Annotated in this window: 14 protein-coding genes and 1 other RNA gene; 6 read left to right on the top strand and 9 right to left on the bottom strand. The window is 72.6% G+C overall.

Annotated elements, in window-relative coordinates; genetic code table 11:
* Nucleotides 1-431: 431 nt before the first annotated feature.
* A complete protein-coding gene (locus AB0E62_RS05090; protein ID WP_362188233.1) occupies nt 432-1,025 on the bottom strand; it encodes an ABATE domain-containing protein in 594 nt (197 codons plus the stop codon).
* A 299-nt stretch (nt 1,026-1,324) separates the two neighbouring features.
* Between AB0E62_RS05090 and AB0E62_RS05085 the strand changes: the two genes are divergently transcribed.
* Nucleotides 1,325-2,695, top strand: a complete 1,371-nt coding sequence (locus AB0E62_RS05085) for a nitrate/nitrite transporter (RefSeq protein WP_362188231.1) — start codon at nt 1,325-1,327, stop codon at nt 2,693-2,695.
* An 87-nt stretch (nt 2,696-2,782) separates the two neighbouring features.
* The gene (locus tag AB0E62_RS05080) at nt 2,783-3,934 is read left to right on the top strand and encodes a uroporphyrinogen-III synthase (protein ID WP_362188228.1); all 1,152 of its coding nucleotides are present in this window, start codon (nt 2,783-2,785) and stop codon (nt 3,932-3,934) included.
* A gap of 269 nt (nt 3,935-4,203) precedes the next feature.
* On the opposite strand, the gene AB0E62_RS05075 is transcribed toward AB0E62_RS05080, so the two are convergent.
* The gene (locus tag AB0E62_RS05075; protein ID WP_362188225.1) at nt 4,204-4,563 is read right to left on the bottom strand and encodes a hypothetical protein; all 360 of its coding nucleotides are present in this window, start codon (nt 4,561-4,563) and stop codon (nt 4,204-4,206) included.
* Between AB0E62_RS05075 and AB0E62_RS05070 the strand changes: the two genes are divergently transcribed.
* Both AB0E62_RS05070 and AB0E62_RS05065 read left to right on the top strand, forming a co-directional pair.
* Nucleotides 4,554-5,009, top strand: a complete 456-nt coding sequence (locus AB0E62_RS05070; protein ID WP_362188222.1) for a Scr1 family TA system antitoxin-like transcriptional regulator — start codon at nt 4,554-4,556, stop codon at nt 5,007-5,009. The two genes, AB0E62_RS05075 and AB0E62_RS05070, sit on opposite strands and share 10 nt — an antisense overlap.
* Nucleotides 5,010-5,073: 64 nt before the next feature.
* A complete protein-coding gene (locus AB0E62_RS05065) occupies nt 5,074-5,409 on the top strand; it encodes a hypothetical protein (protein WP_362188219.1) in 336 nt (111 codons plus the stop codon).
* Here AB0E62_RS05065 and AB0E62_RS05060 read toward each other — a convergent pair.
* The gene (locus tag AB0E62_RS05060) at nt 5,324-6,376 is read right to left on the bottom strand and encodes a LysR family transcriptional regulator (RefSeq protein WP_362188217.1); all 1,053 of its coding nucleotides are present in this window, start codon (nt 6,374-6,376) and stop codon (nt 5,324-5,326) included. The two genes, AB0E62_RS05065 and AB0E62_RS05060, sit on opposite strands and share 86 nt — an antisense overlap.
* An 83-nt stretch (nt 6,377-6,459) precedes the next feature.
* Here AB0E62_RS05060 and AB0E62_RS05055 point away from each other — a divergent pair, with 83 nt between their 5' ends.
* The gene (locus AB0E62_RS05055) at nt 6,460-7,677 is read left to right on the top strand and encodes an MFS transporter (RefSeq protein WP_362188214.1); all 1,218 of its coding nucleotides are present in this window, start codon (nt 6,460-6,462) and stop codon (nt 7,675-7,677) included.
* A 64-nt stretch (nt 7,678-7,741) separates the two neighbouring features.
* Here the strand turns inward: AB0E62_RS05055 and ssrA are convergent.
* The 5 genes from ssrA to ftsE all read right to left on the bottom strand — a co-directional run bounded on the left by ssrA (nt 7,742) and on the right by ftsE (nt 11,743).
* Nucleotides 7,742-8,111, bottom strand: a transfer-messenger RNA (tmRNA) gene (gene ssrA / locus AB0E62_RS05050).
* A gap of 110 nt (nt 8,112-8,221) precedes the next feature.
* Nucleotides 8,222-8,761 carry an SsrA-binding protein SmpB gene (smpB, locus tag AB0E62_RS05045; RefSeq protein ID WP_362189147.1) on the bottom strand — a complete coding sequence of 180 codons (540 nt, stop codon included), beginning with the start codon at nt 8,759-8,761 and terminating at the stop codon, nt 8,222-8,224.
* A gap of 82 nt (nt 8,762-8,843) precedes the next feature.
* Nucleotides 8,844-10,031, bottom strand: coding sequence for a S41 family peptidase (locus AB0E62_RS05040; RefSeq protein ID WP_362188212.1), 1,188 nt, complete (start codon nt 10,029-10,031; stop codon nt 8,844-8,846).
* Nucleotides 10,032-10,099: 68 nt separating this feature from the next.
* Entirely contained in the window at nt 10,100-11,017 is a 918-nt protein-coding gene (gene ftsX, locus AB0E62_RS05035; RefSeq protein ID WP_362188209.1) for a permease-like cell division protein FtsX, read from the bottom strand.
* Nucleotides 11,018-11,053: 36 nt separating this feature from the next.
* Nucleotides 11,054-11,743, bottom strand: coding sequence for a cell division ATP-binding protein FtsE (ftsE, locus tag AB0E62_RS05030; RefSeq protein WP_030610589.1), 690 nt, complete (start codon nt 11,741-11,743; stop codon nt 11,054-11,056).
* 272 nt (nt 11,744-12,015) lie between these two features.
* On the opposite strand from ftsE, the gene AB0E62_RS05025 reads away from it, so the two are divergent.
* On the top strand, nt 12,016-12,216 hold the full coding sequence (locus AB0E62_RS05025) for a hypothetical protein (RefSeq protein ID WP_362188206.1): 201 nt from the start codon (nt 12,016-12,018) through the stop codon (nt 12,214-12,216).
* Between the two features lie 82 nt (nt 12,217-12,298).
* On the opposite strand, the gene AB0E62_RS05020 is transcribed toward AB0E62_RS05025, so the two are convergent.
* Nucleotides 12,299-13,234: a hypothetical protein gene (locus tag AB0E62_RS05020; protein ID WP_362188203.1), complete on the bottom strand. Its 936-nt coding sequence runs from the start codon at nt 13,232-13,234 to the stop codon at nt 12,299-12,301.
* Nucleotides 13,235-13,440: the final 206 nt, after the last annotated feature.

Raw genomic sequence — 13,440 nt, 5'->3', positions numbered from 1 at the left:
AAGGCCGGTGCCCGCGCGTGCCCGAGTCCGCGCGTGCCCGGGGTCCGCGCGTGCCCGGAGTCCGCACATGCCTGCCCCCATCCGCGCGTGACCGGTGCCCGCACATGCCTGCCCCCATACGCACGTGACCGGCGCCCGCGCCTGACCGCCATCCGCACGAGGCCGGTGCCCGCGCCTGACCGGCGTCCACACGAGGCCGGTGCCCGCACATGCCCGCCATCCGCACGGGGCCGGTGCTCGCGCGTAACCGGCGTCCACACGAGGCCGGTGCCCGCGCCTGATCGGCGTCCACACGGGGCCGGTGCCCGCGCCTGACCGGCGTCCGCACGGGGCCGGTGCCCGCACATGCCCGCCATCCGCACGGGGCCGGTGCTCGCGCGTAACCGGCGTCCACACGAGGCCGGTGCCCGCGTGTGACCGGCGTCCGTACGTCAGGGGCGGGCGTGCGCGGCCCGTCGCCGGTGCCGGGCGACCCGTTCGCGGTTGCCGCACACCTCGCTGGAACACCAGCGCCGGCGCCGCCCCCGGGAGGTGTCGAGGTACACGAGGGGGCAGTCGTCCCCCGCGCACTGCCGTACCGCGGCCCTCGCGACGGGATCGGTGAGCAGTTCCACGGCGTCCCGGGCGACGACGGCGAGCAGCGCGGCACACCCGGGCGGTCCGGCCAACTCCCGCCTCAGGCACCCGTCTCGTCCGGGTACGGCGACGGGCGCGGGCGGCACGGCCCGGGCCGCCTCGTTGACCCGCCCGAGCACACCCCCGTACCCGACCGCCTCGCCGCGCAGCAGCCCCCGCACCAAGTGACCGACGTCCGCGCGCAGTTCCCGGAAGGCGGCCGGCCAGGAGGCGTCGGCGTGCCCGAGCGGCGTCCCGGCCGGCACCAGCCCCGCACCGGCGATCCACGCGCACAACTCGCCCACCGTGCCCAGGCGTTCGGCCGGATGCGGGGTGCCGAGCAGGTCCAGACACACCCGCCCGGCATCGAACCGCAGCGGGTGCGCGGGCGTGCCTCCACCGAGTGCCATGTGCCAGTCACCGCCTAGGCAGAAACCGCGCGGAGGGTACGACCCCGGGCGCGGACGGCATACGGGACCACCACGTCCCGCGTCCTCCACAGTGCCTGGCGCGGGGTGGGGCCGGAAGCCCCTGTACCGGGCGAACGACGCGCGCGCGATCCCGGCCCCCTCACCGGCCACCCCCCGCCCGAGTGAGAGCAACGTTCCCTTCCGGTCACCCGCTGCCACAGGGCGGAAACGCGCCCTTCCTACCTTCGGACCGAGTCAGTGGTCGGCAGACCGAGCAGCCGGAGCACCGTGGAGGCGTGATGACAGCCCCAGCCCCAACCCGTCGAGGCCGCTGGATCGAGCGCTGGGATCCGGAGGACGAGGCGTTCTGGAACGCGGCCGGGCGGCGGATCGCCCGCCGGAACCTGTGGTTCTCCGTGCTCTCGGAGCACATCGGGTTCTCCGTGTGGACCCTGTGGTCCGTGCTGGTGCTGTTCATGGGCCCCGAGTACGGGCTGACCCCCGCCGACAAGTTCCTGCTCACCTCGGTGGTCACGCTGGTCGGCGCGGTCGTCCGGGTGCCGTACACCTTCGCCGTGGCCGTCTTCGGCGGCCGGAACTGGACGGTGATCTCGGCGAGTCTGCTGCTCGTCCCGACCCTCGCCGCGTTCGCGGTGATGAAGCCGGGCACCTCCTTCTCCACCTTCCTCCTGGTGGGCCTGCTGGCCGGCATCGGCGGCGGCAACTTCGCCTCCTCCATGACCAACATCAACGCCTTCTTCCCCCTGCGGGAGAAGGGATGGGCGCTCGGGCTCAACGCGGGCGGCGGCAACATCGGCGTCCCCGTCATCCAGCTCGCCGCGCTCGCCATCATCGGCGCGAGCGGCGGCCCGCGCGTGTTGCTCGGCATCTACATCCCGCTGATCGTCCTGGCCGCGGTACTCGCCGCGCTGTGCATGGACAACCTGGCCACGGTGAAGAACGACACCGGCGCGGCCAAGGACGCGGCCCGCGACGGCCACACCTGGATCATGGCCTTCCTCTACGTCGGCACCTTCGGCTCCTTCATCGGCTACAGCTTCGCCTTCGGCCAGGTGCTGACCAGCCAGTTCGGCCGGACCCCGCTCCAGGCGGCCTACCTCACCTTCATCGGCCCGCTGCTCGGCTCGCTGATCCGCCCGGTCGGCGGCCGGCTCGCCGACCGCTACGGCGGCGCCCGCATCACCCTGTGGAACTACGTCGGCATGGCCGCCGCCACCGCCGTGCTGATCGGCGCCGGGATGCGCAGGTCGCTGCCGCTGTTCGTGTCCGTCTTCGTCGTGCTGTTCGTGCTCAGCGGCCTCGGCAACGGATCGACGTTCAAGATGATCCCCGGCATCTTCCAGGCCAAGGCGCTGGCCCGGGGGCTCCGGGGCGAGGCGGCCGTCGCCCACGGCCGGCGGCTGTCCGGCGCGGCCATGGGGCTGATCGGCGCGGTCGGCGCGCTCGGCGGAGTCGCCATCAACCTCGCCTTCCGCCAGTCCTTCCTCTCGTACGGCTCCGGGACCGGCGCGTTCGTCGCGTTCCTCGGCTTCTACGCTGTCTGCTTCGTGATCACCTGGTCCGTATACCTTCGCCGCCCGGCCGGGCAGGTCACGGCCACGGCGACCCCATCCGAGGAGAAGGACCGGCTCAGCTATGCCGAGGTGTGACGTAACACCGGTGACATAGAGCCGAACCGAGCCTGTCACGCAGGGTTGACAGGCTCGTCCGGCGCGCCGGTCAGCTAGGAGAGCCTCATGTACGACGAAGAGCAGCAACCCGAGCACGGACCCCTCGCCGGGTTCACCGTGGGCGTCACCGCCGCGCGCCGGGCCGAGGAACTGGGTGCCCTGCTCCAGCGGCGCGGCGCCACCGTCCTGCACGCTCCCGCGCTGCGGATCGTGCCGCTCGCCGACGACAGCGAACTGCTCGCCGCGACGAAGGAGATCATCGACCGGGTGCCGGACGTCGTCGTGGCCACCACCGCGATCGGCTTCCGGGGCTGGGTCGAGGCCGCCGACGGCTGGGGCCTCGGCGAACAGCTGGTGGGCCGGCTGCGCGGGGCACGGCTGCTGGCCCGCGGCCCGAAGGTCAAGGGCGCGATCCGGGCGGCGGGCCTCACCGAGGAGTGGTCGCCCTCCTCCGAATCCCTGGCCGAGGTGCTCGACCGGCTCCTGGAGGAGGGCGTCGACGGCCACCGGGTCGCCGTACAGCTGCACGGCGAGCCCCTTCCCGGCTTCGTGGAGTCCCTGCGGGCGGCCGGGGCGGAGGTGCTGCCGGTGCCGGTCTACCGCTGGATGCCCCCGGAGGACACCGGCCCGCTGGACCGCCTGCTGGACACGGCCGTCGGCCGCGGACTGGACGCCCTCACCTTCACCAGCGCCCCCGCCGCCGCCTCCCTCCTGTCCCGCGCGGAGGAGCGGGGCCTGCTGGACGAGCTGCTGTCGGCGCTGGCCCACGACGTCCTGCCCGCCTGTGTCGGCCCGGTCACCGCGCTGCCGCTCCAGGCCCGCGGGGTGGACACGGTCCAGCCGGAACGCTTCCGCCTGGGCCCCCTGGTCCAGCTGCTCTGCCAGGAACTCCCGGCCCGCGCCCGGGCGTTCCCCGTCGCCGGGCACCGGATGGAGATCCGCGGCCACGCGGTCCTGGTCGACGGCGAACTCAAGCCGGTCCCGCCGGCCGGCATGTCCCTGCTGCGCGCCCTGTCGCGCCGCCCCGGCTGGGTGGTCCCCCGCGCGGACCTCCTCAAGGCCCTGCCCGGCGCGGGCCGCGACGAGCACGCCGTCGAGACGGCCATGGCCCGCCTCCGCACGGCCCTCGGCACCCCGAAACTGATCCAGACGGTGGTCAAGCGGGGCTACCGGCTGGCCCTCGACCCGGCGGCGGACACCAAGTACGCGGACATGTGAGCGGAAGCCTCCGGGGGTCGGCTCACGGATACGTGGTCTGGCGGATGTACAGGCACTCGTGCCGGGGGACGGTCAGATACAGGAAGAATCCGCCGGGGACATGCGTGACATTCCCCTTCGGTCCCGCCTCCTGGTACGAGGCCCCGTCGAGGCAGAACGCGGCCGCGGCCCGGACCAACTCATCGGCCTGCTTCTCGACCCCGGCGACGAAGGCCGGCGGCGCCCCGCCGATGACGTACCCCTCGTCCGGGTCATACTCCCACCCCAGGTCACGCGGACACCGCCTGCCGGGCCTCCGACTCGACGGCGCGGAGTTCCGCCCTGGCCGCGCGGAACTCGGGAGCGTCGCTGCCAGTCGTGCTCTGCACGGCGCCGAGGGCTGCCTGGTAGCGCGAGCGCAGGCCGGGGCGCCGTTCGATCTCCACCTGTGCCTGCCAGTAGGTCAGCCAGTACTGGAGGTGGCCGAGCTTGCCGTCCTGGAGGGCCGCCCCCAGGGCCTGCTCCTTGTGCTGTTCCATCTCGCTCAGCCGGTGCGGAGCGAGGGGCGCCAGCGCGACGCGGACCGCCGCCGGGGTGCGTTCGGGGCGGGGAACCAGCTCATGCCCGTGGTGATCCGGTTGTGTGGTCACGTCTCGGCTCCCGGGAAGCCTCTCCTCCGTACACGGGGATCGTCCATGAAGCAGCGCTCCGCACGGGGTTCGGCGGTCCGGCCGTGGCCCGTGAACAGCTCGGGCATCTGCTCGACATGAGTGAACTGGCCCACGTCACCATCCGGGTCGTTCCGTGCGGCGCGGAACACTTCCCGACCACCGGCCGGTCCTTCGATTACGTCGAAGGCCCCGTACCGCAGCTCGACACCGTGCAAGTACCGGGCCGTTCTGGACCGCATGGAGTCGTGCGCGCTCACCCCGTGGAGACAGAGACAGCCACCACGCCCACCGCCGTTCACATCCGCGACTCCACGCACCCGGCCGGGCCCCGCCTCACGCTCGGACCGGCTGCCTGGGCGGGCTTCCTGCCCTATGTGGCGCGCTCGGAATGCCCGGCCGCCGACTGCATGACGAGTTCGCGGTAGGCAACCCTCTGGATCTCCTCAAGTGGTTTGGAGGGGACGGTCCGGCCGGTTCACCATGATCGGTATGAAGGGACGCGCGGGATTCGGCAGGAAGCAGGACTGTGTGCTCGTCATCCGGGACTCGGATGTCGTTCTGGAGGCCTTGCGGGAGGCTCTGGACGGGGCCCGGGCCGAGGAGCGGGCCGGGCTGGAGCGGGCCCTCGCCGTGGTGGGGGGTGTCGCCGGAGCTGACGAGGGGCCGCTGCGGGCCACGTGGGTGCGGGAGCGGCTCGCCGGGATCGGGTTCGCCGGGGACGTCGGCTCCGTCGCAGCGATCAAGGCGCTGCGCCAGGCCGAGCCGGATCTGAGTCTGCTGGCCGCCGTGCAGTTGCAGCGGGACGCGGTCGCCCACCCGGCGTGACACCGGCCGCCATGGTCTCCTCGTCCGCCGAGGGGAGCCACGCGTCGGCCGGCCGGCGCAGCCAGCCCTCCGACCGGGCCGTCCGCGCCGCCGCGCGCCTCAGCGCCGTCAGGCCGGGGTGGACCAGGCCCTTGCGCCAGACCAGGGAGACGGGGGACAGCGGGACGGGGGCCACGAGGGGGCGCAGGACCGCGCCGGGCATGGGCGGGAAGTCCACCACCGCCAGCACCGGGTGCCCGGTCTTCCCCATGACGCGGGCGAACTCCTCGTCGCCGACGGCCAGCGGCAGCGGCGGCGCGAGCCGGATGTCCCGGCCCTCGAACAGGCGCAGGGCCAGGTCGGTCCACTCCCGGGTGCGCGGGTTGCCCGCGCCGGCGTACACCGTCTCCCCGGCCAGCGCGGACAGCGGTACCTCGGGCAGGGGCGCCAGCGGGTGGTCCTCGGGCAGTACGACGGCCATCGGCTCGTACCGCACGGGCTGCTGTGCGAGGCCGGAGCGCAGGGCCGGGTCGAGGCCGGCGAAGCGGCCGAAGGAGGCGTCCAGCCGGCCGGCCAGCAGGTCGGCGGCGGCTCCGGTGAGACCGCTCTCGTAGCGGGCCATCAGCTCGCAGTCGGGGGCGAGTTCGCGGGCCCGGTACAGCACCCGTCGGCCGGTGGCCAGGCCCGCCGAGTTCAGGTCGACCAGCAGCGGGCGGGTCTGGCCGGCCGCGAACGCGGCGAGCAGGTCGTCCTGGGCGGCGAGGACCCGGCGCGCGTACGGCAGCAGGCGCTCGCCGTCGGGGGTGAGGGCGACCTGCCGGGTGGTGCGTACGAACAGCTCGGCGCCCAACTCCCGCTCCAGTCGCCGTACATCACGGCTGAGCGCCTGCTGGGCGACGTAGAGGCGGGCCGCGGCCCGGGTGAAGTGCAGGTCTTCCGCCACGGCCACGAAGGCGCGCAGCAGGCGCGGGTCCAGGGAAGCGGGCACAGAGCGAACTTACAACGCGGGTGCGTCAATCGGCGCCCGGCCGGTGTTGGACCCGGTGGCCGGCTCCGGGTGACCGTGGAGCCATGGCGCAACAGACCACCCAGGACCGCCGGGTACGGAAGAGACCGGCCCGCTTCTCCGCGTACCGGCGGATGTTCGGGCTTCCCGGTGCCCGGGCCTTCACCGCCGGCAACCTCCTCGCCCGCCTTCCCATGGGCATGTTCAGCGTGAGCGCGGTCGTGATGATCGCCGGTGCCCGGGGCTCGTACGCCCTCGCCGGTGCCGTCACCGCGACCGGGCTCGCGGCGACCGCGCTGGCCGGGCCCTTCCTCGCCCGGCTGGTGGACCGGCACGGACAGGCCCGGGTCGCGCTGCCGGCCACGGTCGTCTCCGTGCTCGGCAGCCTCGCGCTACTGCTGTGCGTCCGCTGTGACGCCCCCGACTGGACCCTGTTCGCGGCCTACGCCGCCACCGCGACCACCCCGAACATCGGCGGCCTCTCCCGCGCCCGCTGGGCCCATCTGCTGCGCGAGGAGCCCGGCACGCTGCACGCGGCGAACGCGTTCGAGCAGGCCGCGGACGAGCTGTGCTTCATGCTCGGGCCGGTCCTTGCCGCCTTTCTGACCGGGACGTTCTTCCCGGAGGCGGGCACGCTCGCGGGGGCGGTGCTGCTGCTCGCCGGAATGCTGCTGTTCACCGCGCAGCGGGCGACCGAGCCGCCGACGGCGGCCCGTTCCCAGGCGCCCTCGCCACTGCTCAGCCCGGGCATCCGGCCGCTGCTGGTCTGCTTCCTCGCGACCGGAGCCGTGTTCGGTGCCATGGAGGTCGTCACGATCGCCTACGCCGACGCGCGGGGACAGCGCGCGGCGGCCGGTGCGGTGCTCGCGCTCCAGGCGGCGGGCTCGTGCGTGGCGGGGCTGGCGTACGGGGCGCTGCGGCCGGCCGGCCCGCGGCTCGTCCGGTGCCTCGCGGCGATGGCCGCCCTGATGACGCTGCCCTGGGCGGCGGCCGGCACCGGCTCGCTCCTGGTGCTGGCCGGCGCGCTGCTGGTCGCGGGCATGGCGACCGCGCCGACCATGGTGACGGCGATGGCCCTGGTGCAGCGGCGCACCCCGGCCGACCGGCTGAACGAGGGCATGAGCCTGATGGTGACGGGCCTGCTCACGGGGATCGCGTGCGGCTCGGCGACGGGCGGCTGGGCGACCGAGCGCCTCTCCCCCGTCGTCGCCTTCGCCGTACCGGCCGCGGCGGCCTTCCTGGCCCTGCTCGCCGGCCTGGCGAGCGGACGGGAGCGGGCATGACGAAGGCCCCGCCGCTGCTGCGACGGGGCCTTCGCCCACATGGGGCCGGCCCCCCTCGGGGGCCTCGTGGAGATGGCGGGAATCGAACCCGCGTCCAACGGTGCGGAATCAGGGCTTCTCCGTGTGCAGTCCGCTGCGATTTTCTCGGCCCCGGAGATCACGCGGACAAGTCTCCGACGGGCTCAGTCACTGTTTGATTTCCCTCTACACCCCGTGACCGGGTCTAGAGGTTTAGTTCCCTAGCTGATGCCAGGATCCGGGTCGGGAACAGCCCCGGGCTGACACTTCGCAAGTCGCTGATCAGGCAGCGAGGGCGAAGGAATCGCGCTTGGTGTTGGCGATTATTTTTTGCGACATATGGTTTACGAGATCATTGCCGCTTCCTCGACACGCTTCCCCTGCTTCGACAGCCGCTGTCGAAACCGATCATCCCCATGTTGTTTTTTCAATCCCCTCCGTGGAGGGTTCCCGCACCCTCTGAGGGATGCAGGCCCATCGTACGTGACCAACGCCCGACGATGCCAGCCTATTCCCGTCCGGCCGGCTAGGCGCCGCGCTGCCTGCGCTTCGCCGCCGCGATGGCCCGGGCCGCCTCCCGCCGGTCCTGCTGCTCGCGCAGCGTCTGCCGCTTGTCGTACTCCTTCTTGCCGCGCGCGAGAGCGATCTCCGCCTTCGCCCGGCCGTCCTTGAAGTAGATGGCGAGGGGCACGATCGTGTGTCCCGTCTCCTGGGACTTCGACTCCAGCTTGTCGATCTCCTCGCGGTGCAGGAGCAGCTTGCGCTTGCGGCGCGCGGAGTGGTTGGTCCAGCTGCCCTGGTGATACTCGGGGATGTGGGCGTTGTGCAGCCACGCCTCGCCCCGGTCGATCTGGACGAAGCCGTCGGTCAGCGAGGTCCGTCCCTCGCGCAGCGACTTGACCTCGGTGCCCATGAGCACGAGCCCGGCCTCGTAGGTGTCGATGATCGCGTAGTCGTGCCGGGCCTTCTTGTTCTGGGCGACGATCTTGCGCTTGCCGCCCTTCTCGCCGTCCCTGGCCTTGGCGGCCCCGCCGTGCTTGGGCTGGGACTCCTTCGGTACGTACATTCCCTTGCTCATAGTGCCGACCATTTTCGCACCACACAGGGGAGGTGAGTACAGCCGATTTCCCGTGGCCGCGCGGGGCCGGCTACGACGGGTCGCCCAGCCCGGTGAGCACCCTCCGCGCCCGTGGCAGGGCCTGCTGGGGCCCCGCTTCCAGGTCCGGGGTGATGCCCCGGCCGTCGACGGTACGGCCGGACGGGGTGCGGTAGTGGCCGACGGTCAGCTCGGCCACCGAGCCGTCGGGCAGCTTCACCGGCATCTGGACGGAGCCCTTGCCGAAGGTGCGCGAGCCGATCACCACCGCGCGCCCCCGGTCCTGGAGGGCGCCGGTGAGCAGCTCGGCCGCGCTCATGGTGCCCCCGTCGACCAGGACGACCAGGGGCCGGGCGGTGTCGCCGCCCGGGTCGGCGTGCAGGGCGCGCTGGGCGCCGTCGACGTCGTAGGTGGCGACCAGGCCGCCGTCCAGGAAGGCGGAGGCGGTGTCCACGGCCTCGGTGACCAGGCCGCCGGAGTTGCCGCGCAGGTCGAGGACGGTGCGGCCGTCGGCGGGGGCGGCGCGCAGGGCCGCGCGGACCGCGTCGGCGGAGCCCTTGGTGAACGCGGAGACCCGCACGGCGGTGACCCCGCCGGGCAGCCGGCGCACGGTCACGGAGTCGGTGGACAGCCGGGCCCGGTGCACGGTCCTCGTCCACGCGCGGGTGCCGCGCTGGAGGCCGAGCGTGACCGTCGTGCCGGCCTGCGCGTCCGCCGTGCCGTCGCCGGACGCGTCGCCGCGCAGCAGGGCGATCACCTCGGTGACCGGCCGGCCGTCGGTCCGGTGGCCGTCGACGCTGCGCAGCCGGTCGCCGGTGCGGATCCCGGCGCGGTCGGCGGGCGAGCCGGGCCGCACGCGGGTGACCTCGATCCGGCCGTCCGGCCGCTGCCGTGCCCACAGGCCCACGCCGGTGTAGCGGCCGTCGAGCGCGTCCCGGAACTCCTCGTACTCGCCCTCGGTGTAGACCGCGGCCCAGCGGTCGCCGCTGCGGCTGACGGCCCGTTCGGCGGCCTCCGTCGGGGACTTGCCGGCGGCCATCGCCTCGGCGGCGGCCTCGCGCACGGCCTCGGGCCGGCCGGCCGGGCCCGCCGGTGCGGCGACGGCCCTGCGCGGTGCGGTGCCGGATCCCGGGAAGGCCCCGGTGACGGCGCCCGTCGCCAGCACCCCGGCGAAGACCAGTGTCAGGGCGGCGCCGCGGCGGGCGCGGCGGGTATGACAGAGGGGGTCACGGCCTGACATGGCGGTGAGTCTAGGACAACGCGAAGGGCCGTACGGACGGTTGCCCGTACGGCCCTTCTTGGTGTGCGTCACACCTTCAAGTACTTGCGCAGCGCGAAGAAGGCCGCCAGGGACGGCATCAGCACGCTGGTCGCCAGGATCAGCGGCAGCTTGGTCAACACCGCGTCCCAGCCCACGAAGTTGATGAGGGTGAGCTTGTGGGAGAGGTCCATGCCGTGGTCGATGGTGAAGTACCGGCCGAGCACGAGCGCGACGCAGGCCAGGCCGCCGCCGATGAGTCCGGCGACCGCGGCCTCGGCGATGAACGGCGCCTGGATGTAGAAGCCCGAGGCGCCGACCAGGCGCATGATGCCGGTCTCGCGCCGGCGGCTGAACGCCGAGACGCGCACGGTGTTGACGATCAGCAGCAGGGCGACGATCAGCATCATCGCCATCACGCCGAGCGCGCCCCGGTTCATCAGGTTCAGCAACTGGAAGAGGTTGTCCAGGATGCCCTTCTGGTCCTGCACCGACTGCACGCCGTCCCGCCCGTTGAACGCGCTCGCGATCACCTGGTACTTCTGCGGGTCCTTGAGCTTGATCCGGTACGACTCCTGCATCTGGTCCGGCGTCAGCGAGCCGACCAGCGGGGAGTTGCCGAACTGCTCCTTGTAGTGCTTGTACGCCTCGTCCTGGGACTCGTAGGTCACCTTCTCGACGACCGGCATCTGCTTGAGGTCCGCGAGGATCTGCTTCCTCTGGTCATCGGTGACCGCGCCCTTGGCGCAGTGCACGTCGGTCTCCGCGTCGTGCTTGTTGCACAGGAAGATCGAGACGTTGACCTTGTCGTACCAGTAGCCCTTCATGGTGCTGACCTGGTCGCTCATCAGCAGCGAGCCGCCGAACAGGGCCAGGGACAGGGCGACGGAGACGATGACGGCGAAGGTCATCGTCAGGTTGCGGCGGAGACCGACACCGATCTCCGACAGGACGAACTGGGCGCGCATGGCTACTTCTTCAGGCCTTTCGGGAACTGGGTGCGGTCAGTGCTGGTAGCCGTAGACGCCGCGGGCCTGGTCGCGGACGAGGCGGCCCTTCTCCAGCTCGATGACGCGCTTGCGCATCTGGTCCACGATGTTCTGGTCGTGCGTCGCCATGATGACGGTGGTGCCCGTCCGGTTGATCCGGTCGAGCAGCTTCATGATGCCGACGGAGGTCTGCGGGTCGAGGTTGCCGGTGGGCTCGTCGGCGATGAGCAGCTTGGGCCGGTTGACGAACGCGCGCGCGATGGCGACGCGCTGCTGTTCACCGCCGGACAGCTCGCCGGGCCTGCGGTCCTCCTTGCCGCCGAGTCCGACGAGGTCGAGCACCTGCGGCACGGACTTGCGGATCTCGCCGCGGGACTTGCCGATCACCTCCTGGGCGAAGGCCACGTTCTCCGCCACCGTCTTGTTCGGCAGCAGCCGGAAGTCCTGGAAGACGGTGCCCAGCTGGCGGCGCATCTGCGGCACCTTCCAGTTGGACAGCCGCGCGAGGTCCTTGCCGAGCACGTGCACCTGGCCGTGGCTGCACCGCTCCTCGCGGAGGATGAGCCGCAGGAAGGTGGACTTTCCGGAGCCGGAGGACCCCACGAGGAAGACGAACTCGCCCTTCTCCACCTCCAGGGAGACATCCCTGAGTGCGGGGCGGGTCTGCTTGGGGTAGACCTTGGAGACGTTGTCGAATCGGATCACGGATGCACCACGGGTCGCCGGGGGTAGATGAGCGTGACCATACGCGAACCGGGTGTGCGAGCGCAGGCACAGGTTGAGGTTGGGCAAGACTTGTACGTTTTTGTACCGCCCGATGTCCCCACCCCCCGTGTCCCCCCGCGTGCGGGCCCCGCGCACGCTCCGCGGGAACCTGGCACAGTGGAAGGAAGACGAAGGGCGACGGGAAGGCCGGGGAACGTTCCCCTTCCCGCGAGCGTTGGACATGTGATGGCCGGTGCAAGGAGGGCGAGCGCATGACGTACGACCGGTTGGTGTGCGCGAACTGCGCGGCGCCCGTGAGCGAGGGCCGGTGCCCGGTGTGCCGTGCCAACCGCGAGCGACTGCAGCAGGAGGGCTTCTTCGGGGGCCTGAACGGGCTGAACCCGATGGCGCTGATCGCGCTGCTGGCGGTACTGATCGCCGCGCTGGCGCTGCTGGCGCACCAGACGGTGTGAGAGCGCCGCAAGGGCCCGGAGCGCCGAGCTCCGGGCCCTTGCGCATGCGCTGTGCGTGCGGTGGGTGAGCGTACGGCTACGCTCAGGCGGCGGCGCCGCCCCGGCCGCTGACCAGGCGCGGCAGCATACGGAAGCCGATGCCGCCGGCGATCATGGTCGCGGCGCCGACCAGCAGGAACGCGGTCTGACCGGCACCCGTCTCGGCGAGCTGCTTGTCGCCGCCCTGGGCCACGGTGTCGGAGCCGGTGTCGGTCAGCGCCGCGGAGCCGGCGTCCTGCGGGACGGTGTTGTTGCCGCCGCCGTTGGGCGTGTTGTTGTTCCCGCCGGTGCCGGTGCCGCCGTCGGTGGAGCCGGTCGAGCCGGTGGAACCGGTCGAGCCCGTGGAACCGGAGCCGCCGTCGGTCCCGCTGTCGCCGCCCGAGTTGCCGGAGCCACCGGAGTTGCCGTTGCCGCCCGAGTTGCCGTTGCCGTTGCTCCCCGAGTTGCCGTTGCCGCCGGTGGTCGGGCCGCCCGTGGTCGGGTCACCGGTGGTCGGACCGCCCGTCGTCGGGTCACCCGTCGTCGGGCCGCCCGTCGTCGGGCCGCCCGTCGTCGGGCCGCCCGTCGTCGGGCCGCCCGTGGTCGGGTCACCGGTGGTCGGACCGCCCGTCGTCGGACCGCCCGTCGTCGGGTCACCCGTCGTCGGGCCGCCGGTGGTCGGACCGCCCGTCGTCGGGTCACCCGTCGTCGGGCCGCCGGTGGTCGGACCGCCCGTGGTCGGGTTACCGGTGGTCGGGTCACCCGTGGTCGGGCCGGCGTTCGTGTTGCCGCCGTCGGTGCAGATGGCGACCGGGCAGGGCTCGCCCCCGCCCGTGTTCCCGCCGTCGGCGCCCACACCGCTCACGCCGAGGCTGATCGGACCCGCCTGGACATCGAGGTCCAGGGCGGAAGCCGCGCCCGCCGCGGTCAGCGAGGCACCGGCCGCGATCACGGCGCCGGCGGCTATCCGCGCGACCCGGATCCGCGTCTTCTTCGTCATATGGTTGCTACCCCCAGTAGCTGTTCGTCAATGAGGCGGCGCTTGGGCGGGCGTGCCGTGATCGACGGAGGCAGCTGGTGACGAAGAGTGCGTCAACTCGATCCCCCGGTTCACATGCGCCCCGCGAGTGCGCATGCCGCCGCCCCACCCTTCCGATTTTTCAAAGCAACGTCAAGGGCGTTGCGGGCGCATTGTCCGAAGGGGTG

It is taken from the genome of Streptomyces sp. NPDC038707 (genome assembly GCF_040636485.1).
Lineage (GTDB): Bacteria > Actinomycetota > Actinomycetes > Streptomycetales > Streptomycetaceae > Streptomyces.
Note: the sequence above shows the minus strand (reverse complement) of the source record. Positions and strands in the feature narration are given on the sequence as shown.

Coding starts and splice junctions, on each gene's coding strand:
- AB0E62_RS05090 (WP_362188233.1), bottom strand. CDS start 1,025: ATGGCACTCGGTGGAGGCACGCCCGCGCACCCGCTGCGGTTCGATGCC.
- AB0E62_RS05085 (WP_362188231.1), top strand. CDS start 1,325: ATGACAGCCCCAGCCCCAACCCGTCGAGGCCGCTGGATCGAGCGCTGG.
- AB0E62_RS05080 (WP_362188228.1), top strand. CDS start 2,783: ATGTACGACGAAGAGCAGCAACCCGAGCACGGACCCCTCGCCGGGTTC.
- AB0E62_RS05065 (WP_362188219.1), top strand. CDS start 5,074: ATGAAGGGACGCGCGGGATTCGGCAGGAAGCAGGACTGTGTGCTCGTC.
- AB0E62_RS05055 (WP_362188214.1), top strand. CDS start 6,460: ATGGCGCAACAGACCACCCAGGACCGCCGGGTACGGAAGAGACCGGCC.
- smpB (WP_362189147.1), bottom strand. CDS start 8,761: ATGTACGTACCGAAGGAGTCCCAGCCCAAGCACGGCGGGGCCGCCAAG.
- AB0E62_RS05040 (WP_362188212.1), bottom strand. CDS start 10,031: ATGTCAGGCCGTGACCCCCTCTGTCATACCCGCCGCGCCCGCCGCGGC.
- ftsX (WP_362188209.1), bottom strand. CDS start 11,017: ATGCGCGCCCAGTTCGTCCTGTCGGAGATCGGTGTCGGTCTCCGCCGC.
- AB0E62_RS05025 (WP_362188206.1), top strand. CDS start 12,016: ATGACGTACGACCGGTTGGTGTGCGCGAACTGCGCGGCGCCCGTGAGC.
- AB0E62_RS05020 (WP_362188203.1), bottom strand. CDS start 13,234: ATGACGAAGAAGACGCGGATCCGGGTCGCGCGGATAGCCGCCGGCGCC.